This is a genomic window from Halomonas sp. NO4, from assembly GCF_010994375.1.
Taxonomy (GTDB): Bacteria; Pseudomonadota; Gammaproteobacteria; order Pseudomonadales; family Halomonadaceae; genus Halomonas.
Genome location: NZ_WHMA01000003.1, coordinates 17,676 through 32,318, shown reverse-complemented (window position 1 = coordinate 32,318; position 14,643 = coordinate 17,676). Strand labels below are relative to the sequence as shown.

Here is a 14,643-nt window from a genome sequence, read left to right as displayed (position 1 = left end):
GCTTGTTGAGGTGGAGACCCCATGCTGGCTTTTCTGATCCAGCGCGTCCTGCAGGCCATCTTCGTGATGTTCGTGGTCGCGCTCATTGCGTTTTCCCTGTTCCACTACGTCGGCGACCCGGTACTCAACATGCTCGGTCAGGAGGCCACGGAGGCCGACCGCGCCGAGCTGCGCGCTCGCCTCGGGCTCGACCAGCCGGTGGTGGTGCAGTTCTACAACTTCATCGTCAATGCCGCCCAGTTCGAGTTCGGCATCTCCTACCGCTCGGCACGCCCGGTCACCGACCTGATCTCCGAGCGGCTGCCGGCGACCCTGGAGCTTGCCACCATCTCGGCGCTGTTCGCCGTGATCATGGGGATCGTGCTGGGCATCTACACGGCGCTGCACCGCGACAGCTGGCTGTCGCGCTTCATCATGACCGCCTCGCTGATCGGGGTGTCGCTGCCCACCTTCCTGATCGGGGTGCTGCTGATCTATCTGTTCGCCGTGGAGCTCGGCTGGCTGCCCGCCTTCGGGCGCGGCGAGGTGGTCGATCTCGGCTGGTGGAACACCGGGTTGCTCACCCGCAGTGGCCTCGCCTCGCTGATCCTGCCGGCGATCACCCTGGGGCTCTTCCAGCTCACCCTGATCATGCGCCTGGTGCGCGCCGAGATGCTCGAGGTGCTTAGCACCGACTACATCAAGTTCGCCCGCGCCCGCGGACTGCCCCGGCGGGCCGTGCACCTGCGCCATGCGCTGAAGAACACCCTGATTCCGGTGATCACCATCATCGGCCTGCAGCTCGGCACCATCATCGCCTTCGCCATCATCACCGAGACGGTGTTCCAGTGGCCGGGCGTCGGGGCGCTGTTCATCACCGCGGTGCGCTTCGTCGACATCCCGGTGATGGCCGCCTACCTGATGATGATCGCGCTGGTGTTCGTGGTCATCAATCTGGTGGTGGATCTACTCTACTACGCCGTCGATCCGCGCCTGCGGGTGCAGGGAGGGGGCAAATGAGCCGCGATGTCCAAGCCCGCGAAGCGGGCGGGGTGGCAACGCGTCCGCCGGGGCGGCTGCGCACCTTCCTGGCCAGCGACATCGTCCACTCCTGGAAGCAGCAGCCGGTGGTGATCGTCGCCACCCTGGTGACGCTGACCCTGTTCGCCGGAGCGCTCTTCGCCCCCTGGATCGCCCCGCAGAACCCCTTCGATCCTGGCCAGCTGCAGCTGATCGACGCCTTCACGCCGCCGCTCACGACCTCCGAGTTCAGTGGCCGCTTCTACCTGCTGGGCAGCGACAGCCAGGGGCGCGACGTCTTCTCGGCGATCCTCTACGGCTCGCGCATCTCGCTGCTGGTGGGCTTCGCCGCGGTGCTCTTCGCTCTGGTGCTGGGCACTGCCCTGGGTCTCTCGGCGGGCTTTCGCGGCGGCTGGCGCGACGCCCTGATCATGCGCATCGCCGACGTTCAGCTGACCTTTCCGTCGATCCTCATGGCGCTGCTGATCTTCGGGGTGATCCGCGGCTTCCTGCCGCGCTCGATGCACGCCGAGGTGGCGATCATCGTGCTGATCGTGGCCATCGGGCTCTCCGACTGGGTGCAGTACGCCCGGGCGGTGCGCGGCGCCACCATGGTGGAGAAGAACAAGGAGTACGTGCAGGCGGCTCGCGTGATCGGCCTGCCGGCGGGCAAGATCCTCTTCCAGCACATCCTGCCCAACGTGCTGCGCCCGGTGCTGGTGATCGGCACCATCGGCCTGGCGCTGGCGATCATCGCCGAGGCCACGCTCTCCTTCCTGGGAGTCGGCATGCCGCCCACCCAGCCGAGCCTGGGCACCCTGATCCGGGTCGGCCAGGACTACATGTTCTCGGGCGAATGGTGGATCCTGCTCTTCCCCGGGGTGGCGCTGCTGATGCTGGCGCTCTCCGTCAACCTGCTGGGAGACTGGCTGCGTGATGTCCTCAATCCCAAGCTCCGCTGAGCGCTCGCCCGCCGCGGCGCCGGAGCCGGTGCTCAGCGTGCGCCATCTGCGGGTGGAATTTCCCACCCGCCACGGCACCCTGGTGGCGCTGGACGACGTCTCCTTCGCCATCGCCCCCGGCGAGGTGCTGGGGGTGGTGGGCGAGTCCGGTGCGGGCAAGTCGATGACCGGAAACGCCGTGATCCAGCTGCTCGAGCCGCCCGGGCGCATCGCCGACGGCGAGATCCATCTTCAGGGGCGACGCATCGACAACCTGGCCGAGGACGACTTCGTGCCACTGCGCGGCCGCCATATCGGCATGATCTTCCAGGACCCGCTCACCAGCCTCAACCCGCTCTTCTCCATCGGCGACCAACTGATCGAGACGCTGCGCACCCACCTGCCGCTCTCCGAGAAGCAAGCTCGCGAGCGGGCGCTGGCGCTGCTGAGCGAGGTGGGGATCCCGGCGCCGGAAACCCGGCTGGACAGCTACCCGCACCAGTTCTCCGGCGGCATGCGCCAGCGCGTGGTGATCGCGCTCGCCCTGGCTGCCGAGCCGGAACTGATCATCGCCGACGAGCCCACCACCGCGCTGGACGTCTCGGTGCAGGCGCAGATTCTCGCCCTGCTCAAGCGGCTGTGCGCCGAACGTGGCACGGCGGTGATGCTGGTCACCCACGACATGGGAGTGATCGCCGAGACCGCCGACCGCGTCGCGGTGATGTACGCCGGGCGGCTGATCGAGATCGGCCCGGTGAACGCCGTGATTCGCGCCCCCCAGCATCCCTACACCGAGGGCCTGATGGCCTCGATCCCCGCCGTCGAGCACGACCTCGAGCGGCTCTACCAGATCGAGGGCGCCATGCCGCGTCTGGCGGCGATCCCGCCGGGCTGTCCCTTCCATCCGCGCTGTCCGCACGCCCAGGCGCGCTGCGAGCGTGAGCGCCCCGATCTGATGCCGGCAGGGCAGGGTCAGGCGGCGTGCTGGCTACACGACCCGGATGATCCGCTACCGCGGCGGGCCGGGTCGGAAAAGGCGCGACCCCGCCGGGAGAATGCCCATGAGCGCTGAGCCGAGTCTGCACGCCACGGTGCCCGCGGCACGGGGCGAGGTGTTGCTGGAAGCCCGCGACCTGGCGCGCCACTTCGACGTCTCCAAGCCGTGGCTGCAGCGCGTGCTGGAGCGCGGCGAGCGGCTGACGCTCAAGGCGGTGGACGGCGTGAGCTTCACCATCCGCCGCGGCGAGACGCTGGCGCTGGTCGGCGAATCGGGGTGCGGCAAGTCCACCGTGGCGCGCCTGGTGGTGGGGCTCTACGGCCTGACCGGCGGCCGGCTCGTCTTCGACGGCGAGGAGATCAGCGATCTCGCCGGTCGCAGCGGCAAGCAGGCCGCGGCGGTGCGCCGGCGCTTCCAGATGATCTTCCAGGACCCCTACGCCAGCCTCAATCCGCTGTGGCGGGTGGGTACCATCATCGGCGAGCCGCTGCGCGTCTTCCGTCCCGAGATGAGTGCGACCGACCGTCGCCGGCGGGTCGGCGAACTGCTCGAGCAGGTGGGCATGTCGGCCCCCGACGCCGACCGCTACCCTCACGAGTTCTCCGGCGGCCAGCGCCAGCGCATCTCCATCGCCCGGGCGCTGGCTAACGAGCCGGAGTTCATGATCTGCGACGAGCCCACCTCGGCGCTGGACGTCTCGGTGCAGGCGCAGATCCTCAACCTGATGCGCGACCTCCAGGACGAGTACGGGCTGACGTATCTCTTCATCAGCCACGACATGGCGGTGGTCAAGCACATGGCCGACCGCATCGCGGTGATGTACCTGGGGCGCATCGCCGAGATCGCCCCGGCCAGGCAGCTGTTCGCCTCGCCGCACCACCCCTATTCGACGATGCTGCTGGAGGCCGTGCCCTCGCTCGAGGGGGCGGGCAAGGAGCGCACCACCATCAAGGGCGAAGTGCCCAATCCCGTGCATCCGCCGTCGGGCTGCGCCTTCCATCCGCGCTGCCCCCACGCCAACGAGCGCTGTCGCCGCGAGGTGCCGCTGCTGATCGCCCACAGCGACGGCAGCGAGGTGGCCTGTCACGGGGTGGAAGAGGGGCGCATCGAGTGATCCTGGCCGCCCTGGAGGCCCTGTCGCCCCTCTCCGTCAGCGCCACTCTGGTGCTGCTGGCGCTCTCCACCCTCACCTCGGCGATCACCGCGGCGCTGGGCGTGGGCGGCGGGGTGCTGATGATCATGGCGCTGGCCCAGGTGATGCCGGCGGCAGCGGTGATCCCGGTGCACGGCATGGTGCAGCTGGGTTCCAATGTGGGGCGGGTGGCGCTCACCTGGCGCCACATCGACCGCGCCGTGATGGCCGCCTTCGTGCCCGGCGTGGTGCTCGGTGCGCTGCTTGCCGCCTGGCTGCTGGTGCAACTGCCGCCGGGGGTGCTGGAGCTGTGCATCGCCGCCTTCGTGCTCTACTCCTGCTGGGGCTGGGGGCTGCCCAAGCGCGCCCTGGGCGGGCTTGGCACCTTCGTGGCCGGCCTGGTCACCACCGTGCTCTCCAACCTGGTGGGCGCCAGCGGCCCCATGGTGGCAGCCTTCATCAAGGAGGGGCGCAGCGAGCGGCTGCCGCGGGTGGCCACCTTCTCGGCCTGCATGACCGTGCAGCACCTGCCCAAGGCGGTGATCTTCGGCGCGGCGGGCTTCGTGTTTCGCGACTGGCTGGCCTTCATCCTGGTGATGGTGGCGGCGGGCTTCGTGGGGACCTGGCTGGGCCTGAGGTTGCTGCACCGGGTGAGCGACCAGCGCTTCGATGCGCTGTTCAAGTGGGCGCTGACGCTGCTCGCCCTGCGCCTGATCTGGCTGGGGGGCCAGCGCCTGTGGGGTGGCTGAGCGCGCTGGGCGCCTCCAAGTGATCGTGCGGGGAGTCGTGAACGGCATTCGCGGGTCTCAGGGACGTGGCTTCACCGCCTATCCGGAAAGAGGAGGCTGGCATGTATCCTGGGTCACGGTTGTTCGTCGCTATTGCCCTGTTGGGGATCCTGACCGGCTGTGCCGCCGTGCAGGACCCGCGCGAACGGGCCATCGAACTGCGCCCTGGTGAGCCCTACCAGGTCATGGCGCCGGGAGCCTATCTCTTCACCTTCACGCTCGATGCCCCGGCGCGGGTGGTGCTGGAGAGCGAGACCTTCCCCGGCGATCACGCCACCACGCCCGCCGGCGTGTTGCGCGACAGCGAGGGGCAGATCGTCACCCGTGACTGGACCAGCGGCCGCGGCAGCAACTTCCGCATCGAGGAAAGGCTGGCGGCCGGCACCTGGTACCTGCGTACCCATGACCTCCATGCGTGTCTGTCAGTACTCCGCTGCCCGGATCAGGACCATCGCTATTGGGTGCACCTGAGGCTCGACGAGGCGCCCTGAGCGGGGCGCGTTCAGCTCGTCACGAGCGCGCGGCGGCGGGCGAGGTGCTCCCACGCCTTCTCGTGAAAGAAGTAGGCGACGGTGTTGGCGGCGGGTTCGATGAGGGCGACCATGCCGCCGAGCACCCAGCTGCCGGTGAGCAGGAAGGTAACGCCGAAGGCCACGCAGAAGTGCACAAGGGCAAAGGTGGCAGTCTTCTTCACGGCAGGTCTCCAGAAGTGAGAATAATGTTCATTAGGGTAGGTGCCGGGGCGCTATAACGTAAACGGATTATGCGGATGGTCCTGATAGCTGGGCTCAATCATTGGCATCGCCATGTCGCAACGAAAAGGCCCCGGCATGGCCGGGGCAAGGATCGGTAAGCCAAGGAGCGCGACGTTTCGGCTCAGAACTCGTAGATGGCGGAGAGCCAGAGGCTGCGACCGTCCAGATAGACGCCTTCAGTGGCTCGCCAGGTACGCGTGTAACGATAGGCGTACTCGGTGTTGCCATTGTGCTGATAGGCATCGGCTTCGCCGAAGTCCTTGTCGAGCAGGTTGTAGACCTTGCCGGTCAGGCGCAGCCGGTCGGTGAAGCGATAGGTGCTGCTGAGGTGGAACAGCTCGTAGCCGTCGAGCTTGTTGCCCAGCTGCTCATAGAGAGAGAGGTTGGACTCTGAGGTGGGCACGCCCCCCGGGAAGCGCTCGCGCGAGGAGTAGTACTCGCCATCCAGGGTGGTGCTCCAGCGGTCGTTGATGTCCCAGGTCAGGCTGGTGGTGAGCTTGTGCCGTGGCGTATTGGTCAGTAGCAGCCCCTCCGCTTCCCCGGAGGTGATTTCGGTATCGGTCAGGGTATAGCCGCCGCTGAGTTCCCACGCCGGGCTGACGCGGTAGCTGGCACTCAGCTCGAGGCCTTGGGTACGGGCTTCGTCCAGGTTCTTTTCACGGCCGACCTCGGGTTGGCTGTCGAAACCCACCAGGTCGAAACAGTTGGCCGGTACCGGGCTCAGTGCCGAGCCGAAGTCGCTGTCGCTGCCGTCATAGTTGCAGTTGTAGGCGTCGAAGCCGGCGATCTTGTCCTCGAATTCGGTGTAGAAGAGCGTTGCCGTCGCGTTGAAGTCGCGCTGGTTGTCGTAGCCGGCGCTGATCTCGTAGTTGGTGCTCTTCTCCGGCTCGAGGTCAGGTGACCCCACGTTGACGATGGTTCCCTGTCCGCTGAAGCCGGTGATGCCGTCGTGCAGCTGGTTGAGCGTCGGGGTCTTGTAGCCGCGGCTGACGCCCCCTTTCAGCGTCCACCGGTCGGTGGTGTTCCACACCAGGTAACTGCGCGGACTGAAATGTCCGCCGAAGGCGTCGTGGTGCTCGTAGCGGCCGCCCACCGTCAGCGCCAGGTCATCACGCAGCCACCACTCATCCTCGGCGAACAGCGCCCAGCTCTCCTGCTGGAAGGTCTCGTTGCCCGCAGCGCCATCCTTCAGTTCGGCATCGATGTACTGCGCCCCCACGCTCAGGACATGATCGCCCAGCGGGGCAACGAATTTGGTATCGAAGATCAGGTCGGTGTTTTCCAGCAGCCGCGGCTCGCCGCCATCGGCCTGATAGCCGTACTCGGCATTGCTGCCCGGCGGCAGGGTCCGGCCGAGGGTCTCGGTGGTCTTGCGAGTGAGGCTGCTCTCCAGCGTGCCGGCGGAGAGATGCATCGTATGCCCCAGGGCGACCTGGTCACGATGGAAACGTAGCTCTTCTCCGTAGCCGTTGAACTCTCCGGGAGCGGGTTCACCTGCTCGATTGGTGCCGTCCCGTGTGCCCAGCCGGTTGTCATCGTTGGAGTAGACCTGGCGGGCCCGCTCCAGGTCGAGCCACAGCTCGTGGGTATCGTCCGGCGTGACGTTAAGCCGACCGCCGATGGAGTAGATGCGGGCCTCGACGGGACGCGGGTCGCGGCCGGTGCTCTCGGGAATCAGCCGCTCGGAGCCGTCGCGGTCGAACAGTCGGCCCCTGAGTTGCAGCCCGACAGTATCGGCCACCAGCGGGCCCGAGGTATAGAGGTTGAGCGTCGAGCTGTTGCCGGCGTCGCGATCCTGCTGGAAGGTGTTGTCGACGGCAATGGAGGCGGTCCAGTCGCTGGCCACCTTGCGGGTGATGACATTGACCACCCCGCCCATGGCATCGGAGCCGTACAGCGTCGACATGGGACCGCGGATTACCTCGATGCGCTCGATGGACGACATCGGCGGCATGAAGCTGGTGGAGGTGGAGCCAAAGCCGTTGGGGGTGACGCTACCCGAGGTATTCTGGCGGCGGCCATCGATGAGAATGAGCGTATAGTCGCTGGGCATGCCGCGCATGCTGATGTTCAGGCCGCCGGTCTTGCCGGTGCCGGCGCGCACGTCGACGCCGGGCACATCTTTGATCGCCTCGGCGATGTTGGAAAAGCGTTGCTTCTCGAGCTCGTCACGCGTGATCACCGAGATACTGGCCGGTGCCTCTTGAAGTGCCTGCTCGTAGCCGGCGGCGGTCACCACGATGCTGTCGAGACGGTCGTCCTCCTGGGCATGGGCACTGTTGGCGGCAAGGGTAGCGGCGGCGGCCGTGACGGCCATGGCCAGGGTGTTACGGCGGGGAAAACGCATGGGAGCACCTGCTATTGCTGACTTGATGATATTGATTATCAAATGCGCAGGAGATTCTAGTGCGAAAAGTTCCCCGCGTTGAGGGCGAAAGGGCACAACGTCTCGTTGCACGATTGGCAACGGTGGCGAGGCGAGGCGAGGCGAGGCGAGGCGAGGTCAGGTCGGGGTGGGCACGCCTGCGGCGCAGCGCGGCTCCGGGGTTGCCCAGGCCGCCGGCAGGTGCTGGCGCAGATGGTCGAGCAGGGCGGAGACCCGGCGCGGGCGCTGACCGTAGGCGTAGAGCAGCGTCACCGGCAGCGGCGGGGCGCTCCAATCGGTCAGGCAGCGTGCCAGGCATCCGGGGTGGGCCCCCTCGCGCTTGGCGGCGAGCCAGTGCGGCATGAGGCCGAGTCCTTGGCCCCGCGCGATGGCGTCGCCATGCAGCACGTACTGGTCGACACGGAAGCGCGAGCGGGGCGGCTGGAAGCGGTACTCGCCTTCTTGCGGATGGGTCAGCGGCAAGCCCGCCTCGGTTTCTCCCAGTAGGTCGATCCAGGCGTGATTGGCCAGCGCCCGCGGATGCTGGGGGTGGCCGTGGCGAGCCAGGTAATCGGGGTGGGCGTAGAGGCCGCGCGCCAGCCAGGCGAGCGTTTCCTGGCGCAGCTCGCTGTCGGCTACCTCGCCGAGCCAGAGGATCACCGCCTGGCTATCGGCGGCGCGTGGTGGGGCGTGTCGCGAGCGCAGGGTGAGGCGGATACCGGGGTAGAGGTCCATGAAGCGCGCCAGCTCCCGGGAGAGCCAGCTGCGCGTCAGGGCGTCGTGGCACTCGACGACGAGCTCGCCACTCACCTCCTCGCGCAGCTCGTCGAGCGCCTGCTGGCCCTGGCCGGCCAGGGCCAGGATCTGGGCTGCGTAGTCATGGAACAGGCGCCCCGACTCGGTGGCCATCAACCGATTGGACTGGCGGCGCAGCAGCGTCTGGCCCAGCTGCCGCTCCAGCTGGCTGATGCGGCGGCTCAGGGTCGACTTGGCCAGGCCGAGGTGCTGCGCGCTGCGAGTGAGGCTGCCGGACTCGATGACCGCCACGAAGGCGGCGAGCTCGTCGAGATTGTACATGGGTATGGCAAAGCTCCCGGATGAACGTCTTATTATAAATAATTCTCGTTCATTGAGGTAGTCGTGATCCGGCGTTGCGCATCTTGCAACGAGGCGTTGTGCGTCCAGGGTCGACCTCGATTATGATAATCATTATTATTCCGTGCCTGATCCCTGCCGCACACGGCCCCGTGTCAAAGGAGTTCTCCCATGCACCCTGCGCCCACCGCGCGACCCGGTTGTCTCCGGCGTCGGCTGGCTATCTGGCTCACCGCCACGCTGGGGCTGGGCATGGCCCCCGCCCAGGCCGCCAGCGTGGCGACCGCCCACGGCGAGATCGAGGTGCCCGACGCCCCCGAGCGCGTCGTCACCCTCTACGAAGGCGCCCTGGATGCCGCCCTGGCGGCCGGTGTCACGCCGGTAGGGGCGGTGACCACCCGCGGCGGCGATGGGGTGGCTCGCTACATCGAGGCGCATCTCGGCGAGGTGCGTCCGGCCATCGTCGGCGTGGTGCGCGAGATCAACCTGGAGGTGGTGCTGGTCGAGCGCCCCGACCTGATCCTCGCCCCGCCGCAGCTCTCCGACGAGCAGTACGCCCTGCTGTCGTGCATCGCTCCCACCGTGGTGCCCGAGACCCGCGAACTCGCTCCGGACAACTGGAAGGCCGAGGCGCGGCTCTTCGGCGAGGCGTTGAACCGTGAGGAGCCGATCGAGGCCGCCATTGCCGACGTGGAAGCGCGCGCGGCGGCACTGGCCGATGCCTTGGTCGAGGCCGAGGTGGGCGGCAGCGCCAACCTGGTGCGCTGGATGCCCCAAGGGCCGCTGGTGATGTCCGGCGCGCTCTTCTCCAGCGGGCTGCTGGCGGAGGTGGGCCTCGACGTGGACGCCGCGGGCCTCGTCAACCCCCGAGGCGTGCACAGCGATCCGCTGAGTCTGGAGAACCTCTCGCAGTTGCAGGGCAACTGGCTGTTCCTGGCCACCCTCAATGAGGAGGGCGAGGAGGCGCTTGCCGCCGCCGAGCAGTCGCCGGCCTTCGCCCGTCTGCCGGTGGTCAAGAACGGCCGGGTGGTGCCGGTGGACGGCCAGCTGTGGACCAGCGCCAACGGCCCGCTGGCCGCCCAGGCGATCCTCGACGACATCGAAGCGGCGCTGCTGCCTTGAAGTCGGAAGCCGCTGGCTACCCCTGGCCCCGCCGTTCGGCGGGGCAAGTGCGTCTCTGTCTGGGGCTCACGGCGCTGCTGGCCGTTGCCGCCCTGGCCAGCCTGCTGCTGGGCGCCGGCGAGGTGGGGCCGGGGCGGGCCCTGGCGGCGCTCGTGGGGCGCGGCGACGAGGAGGCCCGTTTCGTGGTGGCATCGCTGCGTGGCCCGCGCACCCTGGTGGGCGTGGCGGTGGGACTCTCCCTGGGCGTGGCCGGGGCGTTGCTGCAGGCGGTGTCGCGCAATCCCCTGGCCGAGCCGGGGCTGCTCGGGGTCAGTGCCGGCGCCGCCTTCGCCGTGGCCGTGGCGCTGTGGCTCGACGCCAGTGCCGCCACCCTGCGCATCGCCGTGGGGCAGGTCGGGGCTCTGGTGGGCTGTCTGGCGGTGCTCGCCGTGGTGCGCGTGCGCGGTCTGGGCAACGACCCGGTACGGCTGGTTCTGGCCGGGGCCGCCTTCTCGGCGCTGCTCGCCTCGCTCACCTCCCTGCTGCTGCTGTTCGACCAGCGCACCGCCGACGAGATCCGCTTCTGGGTGGTGGGCAGTCTGGCCGGCCGGCGTCTGGACGACCTGCTGGCGGTGCTGCCCAGCCTGGGCCTGGCACTGGCCATCACGGCCCTGGTGGCACGCCCGCTGGCGGCCCTGGCGCTGGGCGAGCGGGTCGCCTCGGGGCTGGGCCACCACCCCGGCCGGGTGCGTCTGCTGGTGATTTTCGTCGTGGCGCTGCTGGTGGGCGCGGCCACCGCCGTCGCCGGGCCCATCGCCTTCGTCGGCCTGGTGGTGCCCTTCGCCGCCCGGGCCCTGGTCGGCCCCGACATCCGTCGCGCCCTGTGGCTCTGCCTGCCGCTGGGGGCGCTGATGGTGCTGGTGGCGGACGTCGTCTCGCGGCGGGTGGTGGCGCCTTCCGAGCTGCCCATCGGGGTGCTCACCGCCCTGGTCGGCGCCCCGGTGCTGGTGGCGGTGGTGCGCGCGCGCCGCCTGCCAACCCTCTAGCCGACCCGCTATGTAGCCGGAGCCGTCATGTCGGACTCGTCTCTTGCCCTTGATCTTGACCGGCGTGCCGCCCCCGACCCCGATATCGCGGTGTCGCCACCCCCCGGCCGCTGGCGGTTGGCGGTGGGGCGTTGCAGCCTGCTGGTGGAGCGCCGGGCCCTGGTCGTGGCGCTGGCGCTGCTGGCCGCCCTGGGCGCGGCCTCGCTGGCCTACCTGGCACTGGGCAGCGAGCGACTCGCTCCGGGCGCGGTGGTGCGCGCGCTGGCAGGCGAGGGGGACCCCATCGCCCTGTTTCTGGTCCAGGAGCTGCGCCTGCCGCGGCTCGCGGCGGCCTGGCTGACCGGCGCCGCCTTCGCCCTGGCCGGCTGCCTGATGCAGACGCTCGCGCGCAACCGCCTGGCCACGCCCGGCATCATCGGCATCGACAACGGCGCCACCGCCTTCGCCGTGGCGTCCGTGGTGGGGCTCGGCGTGTCGCTGGCGCCGCCCGCCATGGCGCTGGCCGGCGGTGCCACCGCGGCGGCCGTCACCTTCGGCCTGGCCAGCGGCGGCGACACCCGCGGCTACCGCTTCATCGTCGCCGGCATCGGCATCGGCGCGGTGTTCGGCGCCGTCACCCAGCTGCTGCTGGCGCGGGTGGACATCGACACCGCCAACGCCGCCTATCCCTGGACGGTGGGCACCCTCAACGCCCGTCCCGGCCATGCCGTGGCGGCCCTCGCCGCCGGTCTTGCCGTGGGCCTGCCGCTGGCGTTGGCCCTGGCCCGCTCGCTGACCCTGATGCGCTTCTCCGATGCCGTGTCCCGCGGCCTCGGGGTGCGGCTCAAGCGGCACCGCTGGCAGGTGCTCACACTCTCGGTGCTGCTCACGGCATTGGCCGTGGCGGTGGCCGGCCCGGTGGGCATGGTGGGGCTGATCGGCCCGGAGATCGCCCGCTCGCTCACCTCGCCGCGCGGCGTGCCGCTGCTGGCCTCGGCCCTGGCCGGGGCCCTGGTGATGGTGCTCGCCGACCTCACCGGGCGGTTGCTGCTGGCGCCCATCGAGCTGCCGGTGGGCATCGTCACGGCCGTGGTCGGTGGGCCCTGGCTGCTGTGGATACTGATTCGTCCCGCCCGCAGGAGCGCGATATGACACCCGACGAGCCTTCCGCTGCGCTCAGCGCTCGCGACCTCACCCTGGCCTATGGCCGAACTCCGGTCATCGACGGCCTGGATCTGACCCTGCCGCCAGGCCGCGTGACGGCCATCGTCGGTCCCAACGGCTGCGGCAAGTCGACCCTGCTGGCGGCACTGGCTCGCCTGCACGCCCCGCAGGGCGGGGCGGTGCTGCTCGATGGCCGTGACATACAGCGGCTGCCGGCGCGCGAGCTGGCGCGGCGCCTGGCGCTGCTGCCCCAGGAGGCCAGTGCCCCGGAAGGCCTCACCGTGGGCGACCTGATCCGCTTCGGTCGCCAGCCCCACCAGGGCTGGTGGCGCCAGTGGTCCGCCGAGGACCAGCGGGTGGTCGGCGAGGCGTTGGCCGCCGCCGGCCTCGAGGCCCTGGCCGACCGCGCCCTGGACACGCTCTCCGGCGGGCAGCGCCAGCGCGCCTGGATCGCCATGACCATCGCCCAGCAGACCCCGCTGCTACTGCTCGACGAGCCCACCGCGGCCCTGGACCTGGGCCATCAGGTCGAGGTCTTCGACCTGGTGAGGCAACTGGCCGCGGTGGGGCGCACGGTGGTGATGGTGCTTCACGATCTCACCAGCGCCAGCCGCTACGCCGATCATCTGCTGGCCCTGTACGAAGGGCGGCTGGTGGCCGCCGGCCAGCCGCGGGAGGTGGTGACGGCGGCGCTGGTGCGGCGTCTCTACGGCATCGACTGCACCCTCGTGCCTGACCCGGTGAGCGGTGCACCGCTGCTGGCTAATTTGCGCCAGGCAGCGTCCCGCACTACATAAATAAGTGATGTGTGCGGAGTTTGCGTTGGTATATCGCAAAAAAGACGCGCTTTTTCTACGCTTGGTTGGCCGCTGGGCAGCCATACTGAAGCCTGCCCCAAACCGTAAAAGAAGGGCAGTAGGGAACCTTCAAGGGAACAGAGGTGCGAGTTATGAGCCCCGCTTACCGAGTTCGTCTCGGCACGGTCGTTGTCGTGCTGTTCAGCTTCCTGGCGCTGCTGGCCGTGAAACCCGCCCACGCCAATCCGCGCTACGCGGCCATCGTGGTCGATGCCGAGAGTGGCGACGTGCTGCATGCCGCCAACGCCGACGCCACCCGCTACCCGGCGTCATTGACCAAGATGATGACGCTCTATCTGGTGTTCGAGGCGCTCGAGGATGGCGGCCTGGCCCTGGATCAGCCGCTGCCGGTCTCGAGCTATGCGGCTTCCAAGCCGGCTTCCAAGCTCTATCTCAAGGCGGGGTCGACCATTCCCGTGGAGAAGGCCATCCAGGCGCTGGTGATCAAGTCGGCCAACGACGTGGCCGTGGTGGTAGCCGAGGCGCTGGGCGGTAGTGAAGAGCACTTCGCCACCATGATGACGCGCAAGGCACAGGAGCTGGGCATGTCCCGCACCACCTTCCGCAATCCCCATGGCCTGCCCGACGCGCGCCAGGTCACCACGGCGCGAGACATGGCCATTCTCTCACTGCGGGTGATGAAGGACTTTCCCCAGCACTACCACTACTTCTCTCGCACCCGCTTCCACTGGAACGGCAAGACCATCACCGGCCACAACCGTCTGCTGGACAATTACCCCGGTGCCGACGGCCTGAAGACCGGCTTCATCCGCGCCTCCGGCTTCAACGTGGCGACCTCGGCGGTGCGCAACGGCCGCCGTGTCCTTTCGGTGGTAATGGGCGGTTTCACGGCGGCCTCGCGCGATGCGCACATGGCCGACCTGCTCGACCGCGGCTACGTGCGACTCGCGCTGCAGCAGCGCGGCGACTGGATCGCCAAGGCCGATCTGTCCGGCGAGCGCATGGCCCTGCCCGAGCCGCTGCCGGCCACCCCGCCCGCCACGCAGCTGACCTTGGCCGAGACCATCCCCTCCTGGTCGCAGTCGCTGGCCACCGGCCGGACCGAGGCCTCGGCGCTGCTGGCCGAGCCGGACACCGAGATGGGCTCCGCCGACGATCCTATCCGTGAGCTGCTGGCGCGCAACGACCCGGCCTCGCCTGGCGGTGCCTGGGCGGTGCAGGTCGGAGCCTTCAGCGATGTCGACCAGGCTCGAAGCCTGGCGGCACGGGCGGCCGATTCCCTGGCCAGCCAGCTCAACGACGTGCGCGTGGCCATCGCCGAGGCGCAGGGGGCACCGCGTGTGTTCCGGGCGCGGCTGGTCGACCTTCAGGAGAGCGACGCCCGCACCGCCTGCCAGAGCCTGCGCCAGCAGGGCATGGACTGCCTGGTGGTGGCTCACAATTGATGCCATCGCCCGTGCCCC

General features: G+C 69.1%; 14 protein-coding genes. 11 read left to right on the top strand and 3 right to left on the bottom strand.

Annotation, left to right across the window (positions count from 1 at the left end):
• Positions 1–21 precede the first annotated feature (21 nt).
• From FEF15_RS03255 to FEF15_RS03230, 6 genes are all read left to right on the top strand, one after another.
• Positions 22–999, top strand: a complete 978-nt coding sequence (locus FEF15_RS03255) for an ABC transporter permease (RefSeq protein WP_163557721.1) — start codon at positions 22–24, stop codon at positions 997–999.
• Positions 996–1,961, top strand: coding sequence for an ABC transporter permease (locus tag FEF15_RS03250; protein ID WP_163557719.1), 966 nt, complete (start codon positions 996–998; stop codon positions 1,959–1,961). Before FEF15_RS03255 ends, FEF15_RS03250 begins: the two co-directional genes overlap by 4 nt.
• Positions 1,936–3,012: an ABC transporter ATP-binding protein gene (locus tag FEF15_RS03245; protein WP_163557717.1), complete on the top strand. Its 1,077-nt coding sequence runs from the start codon at positions 1,936–1,938 to the stop codon at positions 3,010–3,012. The genes FEF15_RS03250 and FEF15_RS03245 overlap by 26 nt, the downstream gene beginning before the upstream one ends.
• Positions 3,002–4,051, top strand: a complete 1,050-nt coding sequence (locus tag FEF15_RS03240) for an oligopeptide/dipeptide ABC transporter ATP-binding protein (protein WP_276208186.1) — start codon at positions 3,002–3,004, stop codon at positions 4,049–4,051. The genes FEF15_RS03245 and FEF15_RS03240 overlap by 11 nt, the downstream gene beginning before the upstream one ends.
• Positions 4,048–4,818, top strand: coding sequence for a sulfite exporter TauE/SafE family protein (locus tag FEF15_RS03235; RefSeq protein WP_240454056.1), 771 nt, complete (start codon positions 4,048–4,050; stop codon positions 4,816–4,818). Before FEF15_RS03240 ends, FEF15_RS03235 begins: the two co-directional genes overlap by 4 nt.
• A gap of 101 nt (positions 4,819–4,919) precedes the next feature.
• A complete protein-coding gene (locus FEF15_RS03230; RefSeq protein ID WP_163557715.1) occupies positions 4,920–5,348 on the top strand; it encodes a hypothetical protein in 429 nt (142 codons plus the stop codon).
• 11 nt (positions 5,349–5,359) lie between these two features.
• Here the strand turns inward: FEF15_RS03230 and FEF15_RS03225 are convergent, their stop codons facing one another.
• From FEF15_RS03225 to FEF15_RS03215, 3 genes are all read right to left on the bottom strand, one after another.
• A complete protein-coding gene (locus FEF15_RS03225; RefSeq protein ID WP_163557713.1) occupies positions 5,360–5,551 on the bottom strand; it encodes a DUF2061 domain-containing protein in 192 nt (63 codons plus the stop codon).
• A gap of 182 nt (positions 5,552–5,733) precedes the next feature.
• A complete protein-coding gene (locus FEF15_RS03220) occupies positions 5,734–7,959 on the bottom strand; it encodes a TonB-dependent receptor (RefSeq protein ID WP_163557711.1) in 2,226 nt (741 codons plus the stop codon).
• A gap of 156 nt (positions 7,960–8,115) precedes the next feature.
• Entirely contained in the window at positions 8,116–9,054 is a 939-nt protein-coding gene (locus FEF15_RS03215) for a LysR family transcriptional regulator (RefSeq protein ID WP_163557709.1), read from the bottom strand.
• Between the two features lie 270 nt (positions 9,055–9,324).
• On the opposite strand from FEF15_RS03215, the gene FEF15_RS03210 reads away from it, so the two are divergent.
• From FEF15_RS03210 to FEF15_RS03190, 5 genes are all read left to right on the top strand, one after another.
• On the top strand, positions 9,325–10,194 hold the full coding sequence (locus FEF15_RS03210) for an ABC transporter substrate-binding protein (protein ID WP_240454066.1): 870 nt from the start codon (positions 9,325–9,327) through the stop codon (positions 10,192–10,194).
• Between the two features lie 47 nt (positions 10,195–10,241).
• On the top strand, positions 10,242–11,219 hold the full coding sequence (locus FEF15_RS03205; RefSeq protein WP_205598473.1) for an iron ABC transporter permease: 978 nt from the start codon (positions 10,242–10,244) through the stop codon (positions 11,217–11,219).
• Positions 11,220–11,246: 27 nt separating this feature from the next.
• Positions 11,247–12,350: an iron ABC transporter permease gene (locus FEF15_RS03200; RefSeq protein WP_163557704.1), complete on the top strand. Its 1,104-nt coding sequence runs from the start codon at positions 11,247–11,249 to the stop codon at positions 12,348–12,350.
• The gene (locus FEF15_RS03195) at positions 12,347–13,159 is read left to right on the top strand and encodes an ABC transporter ATP-binding protein (protein WP_163557702.1); all 813 of its coding nucleotides are present in this window, start codon (positions 12,347–12,349) and stop codon (positions 13,157–13,159) included. Before FEF15_RS03200 ends, FEF15_RS03195 begins: the two co-directional genes overlap by 4 nt.
• Positions 13,160–13,311: 152 nt before the next feature.
• Positions 13,312–14,625 carry a D-alanyl-D-alanine carboxypeptidase gene (locus FEF15_RS03190; protein WP_163557699.1) on the top strand — a complete coding sequence of 438 codons (1,314 nt, stop codon included), beginning with the start codon at positions 13,312–13,314 and terminating at the stop codon, positions 14,623–14,625.
• The last annotated feature ends 18 nt before the right edge of the window (positions 14,626–14,643 follow it).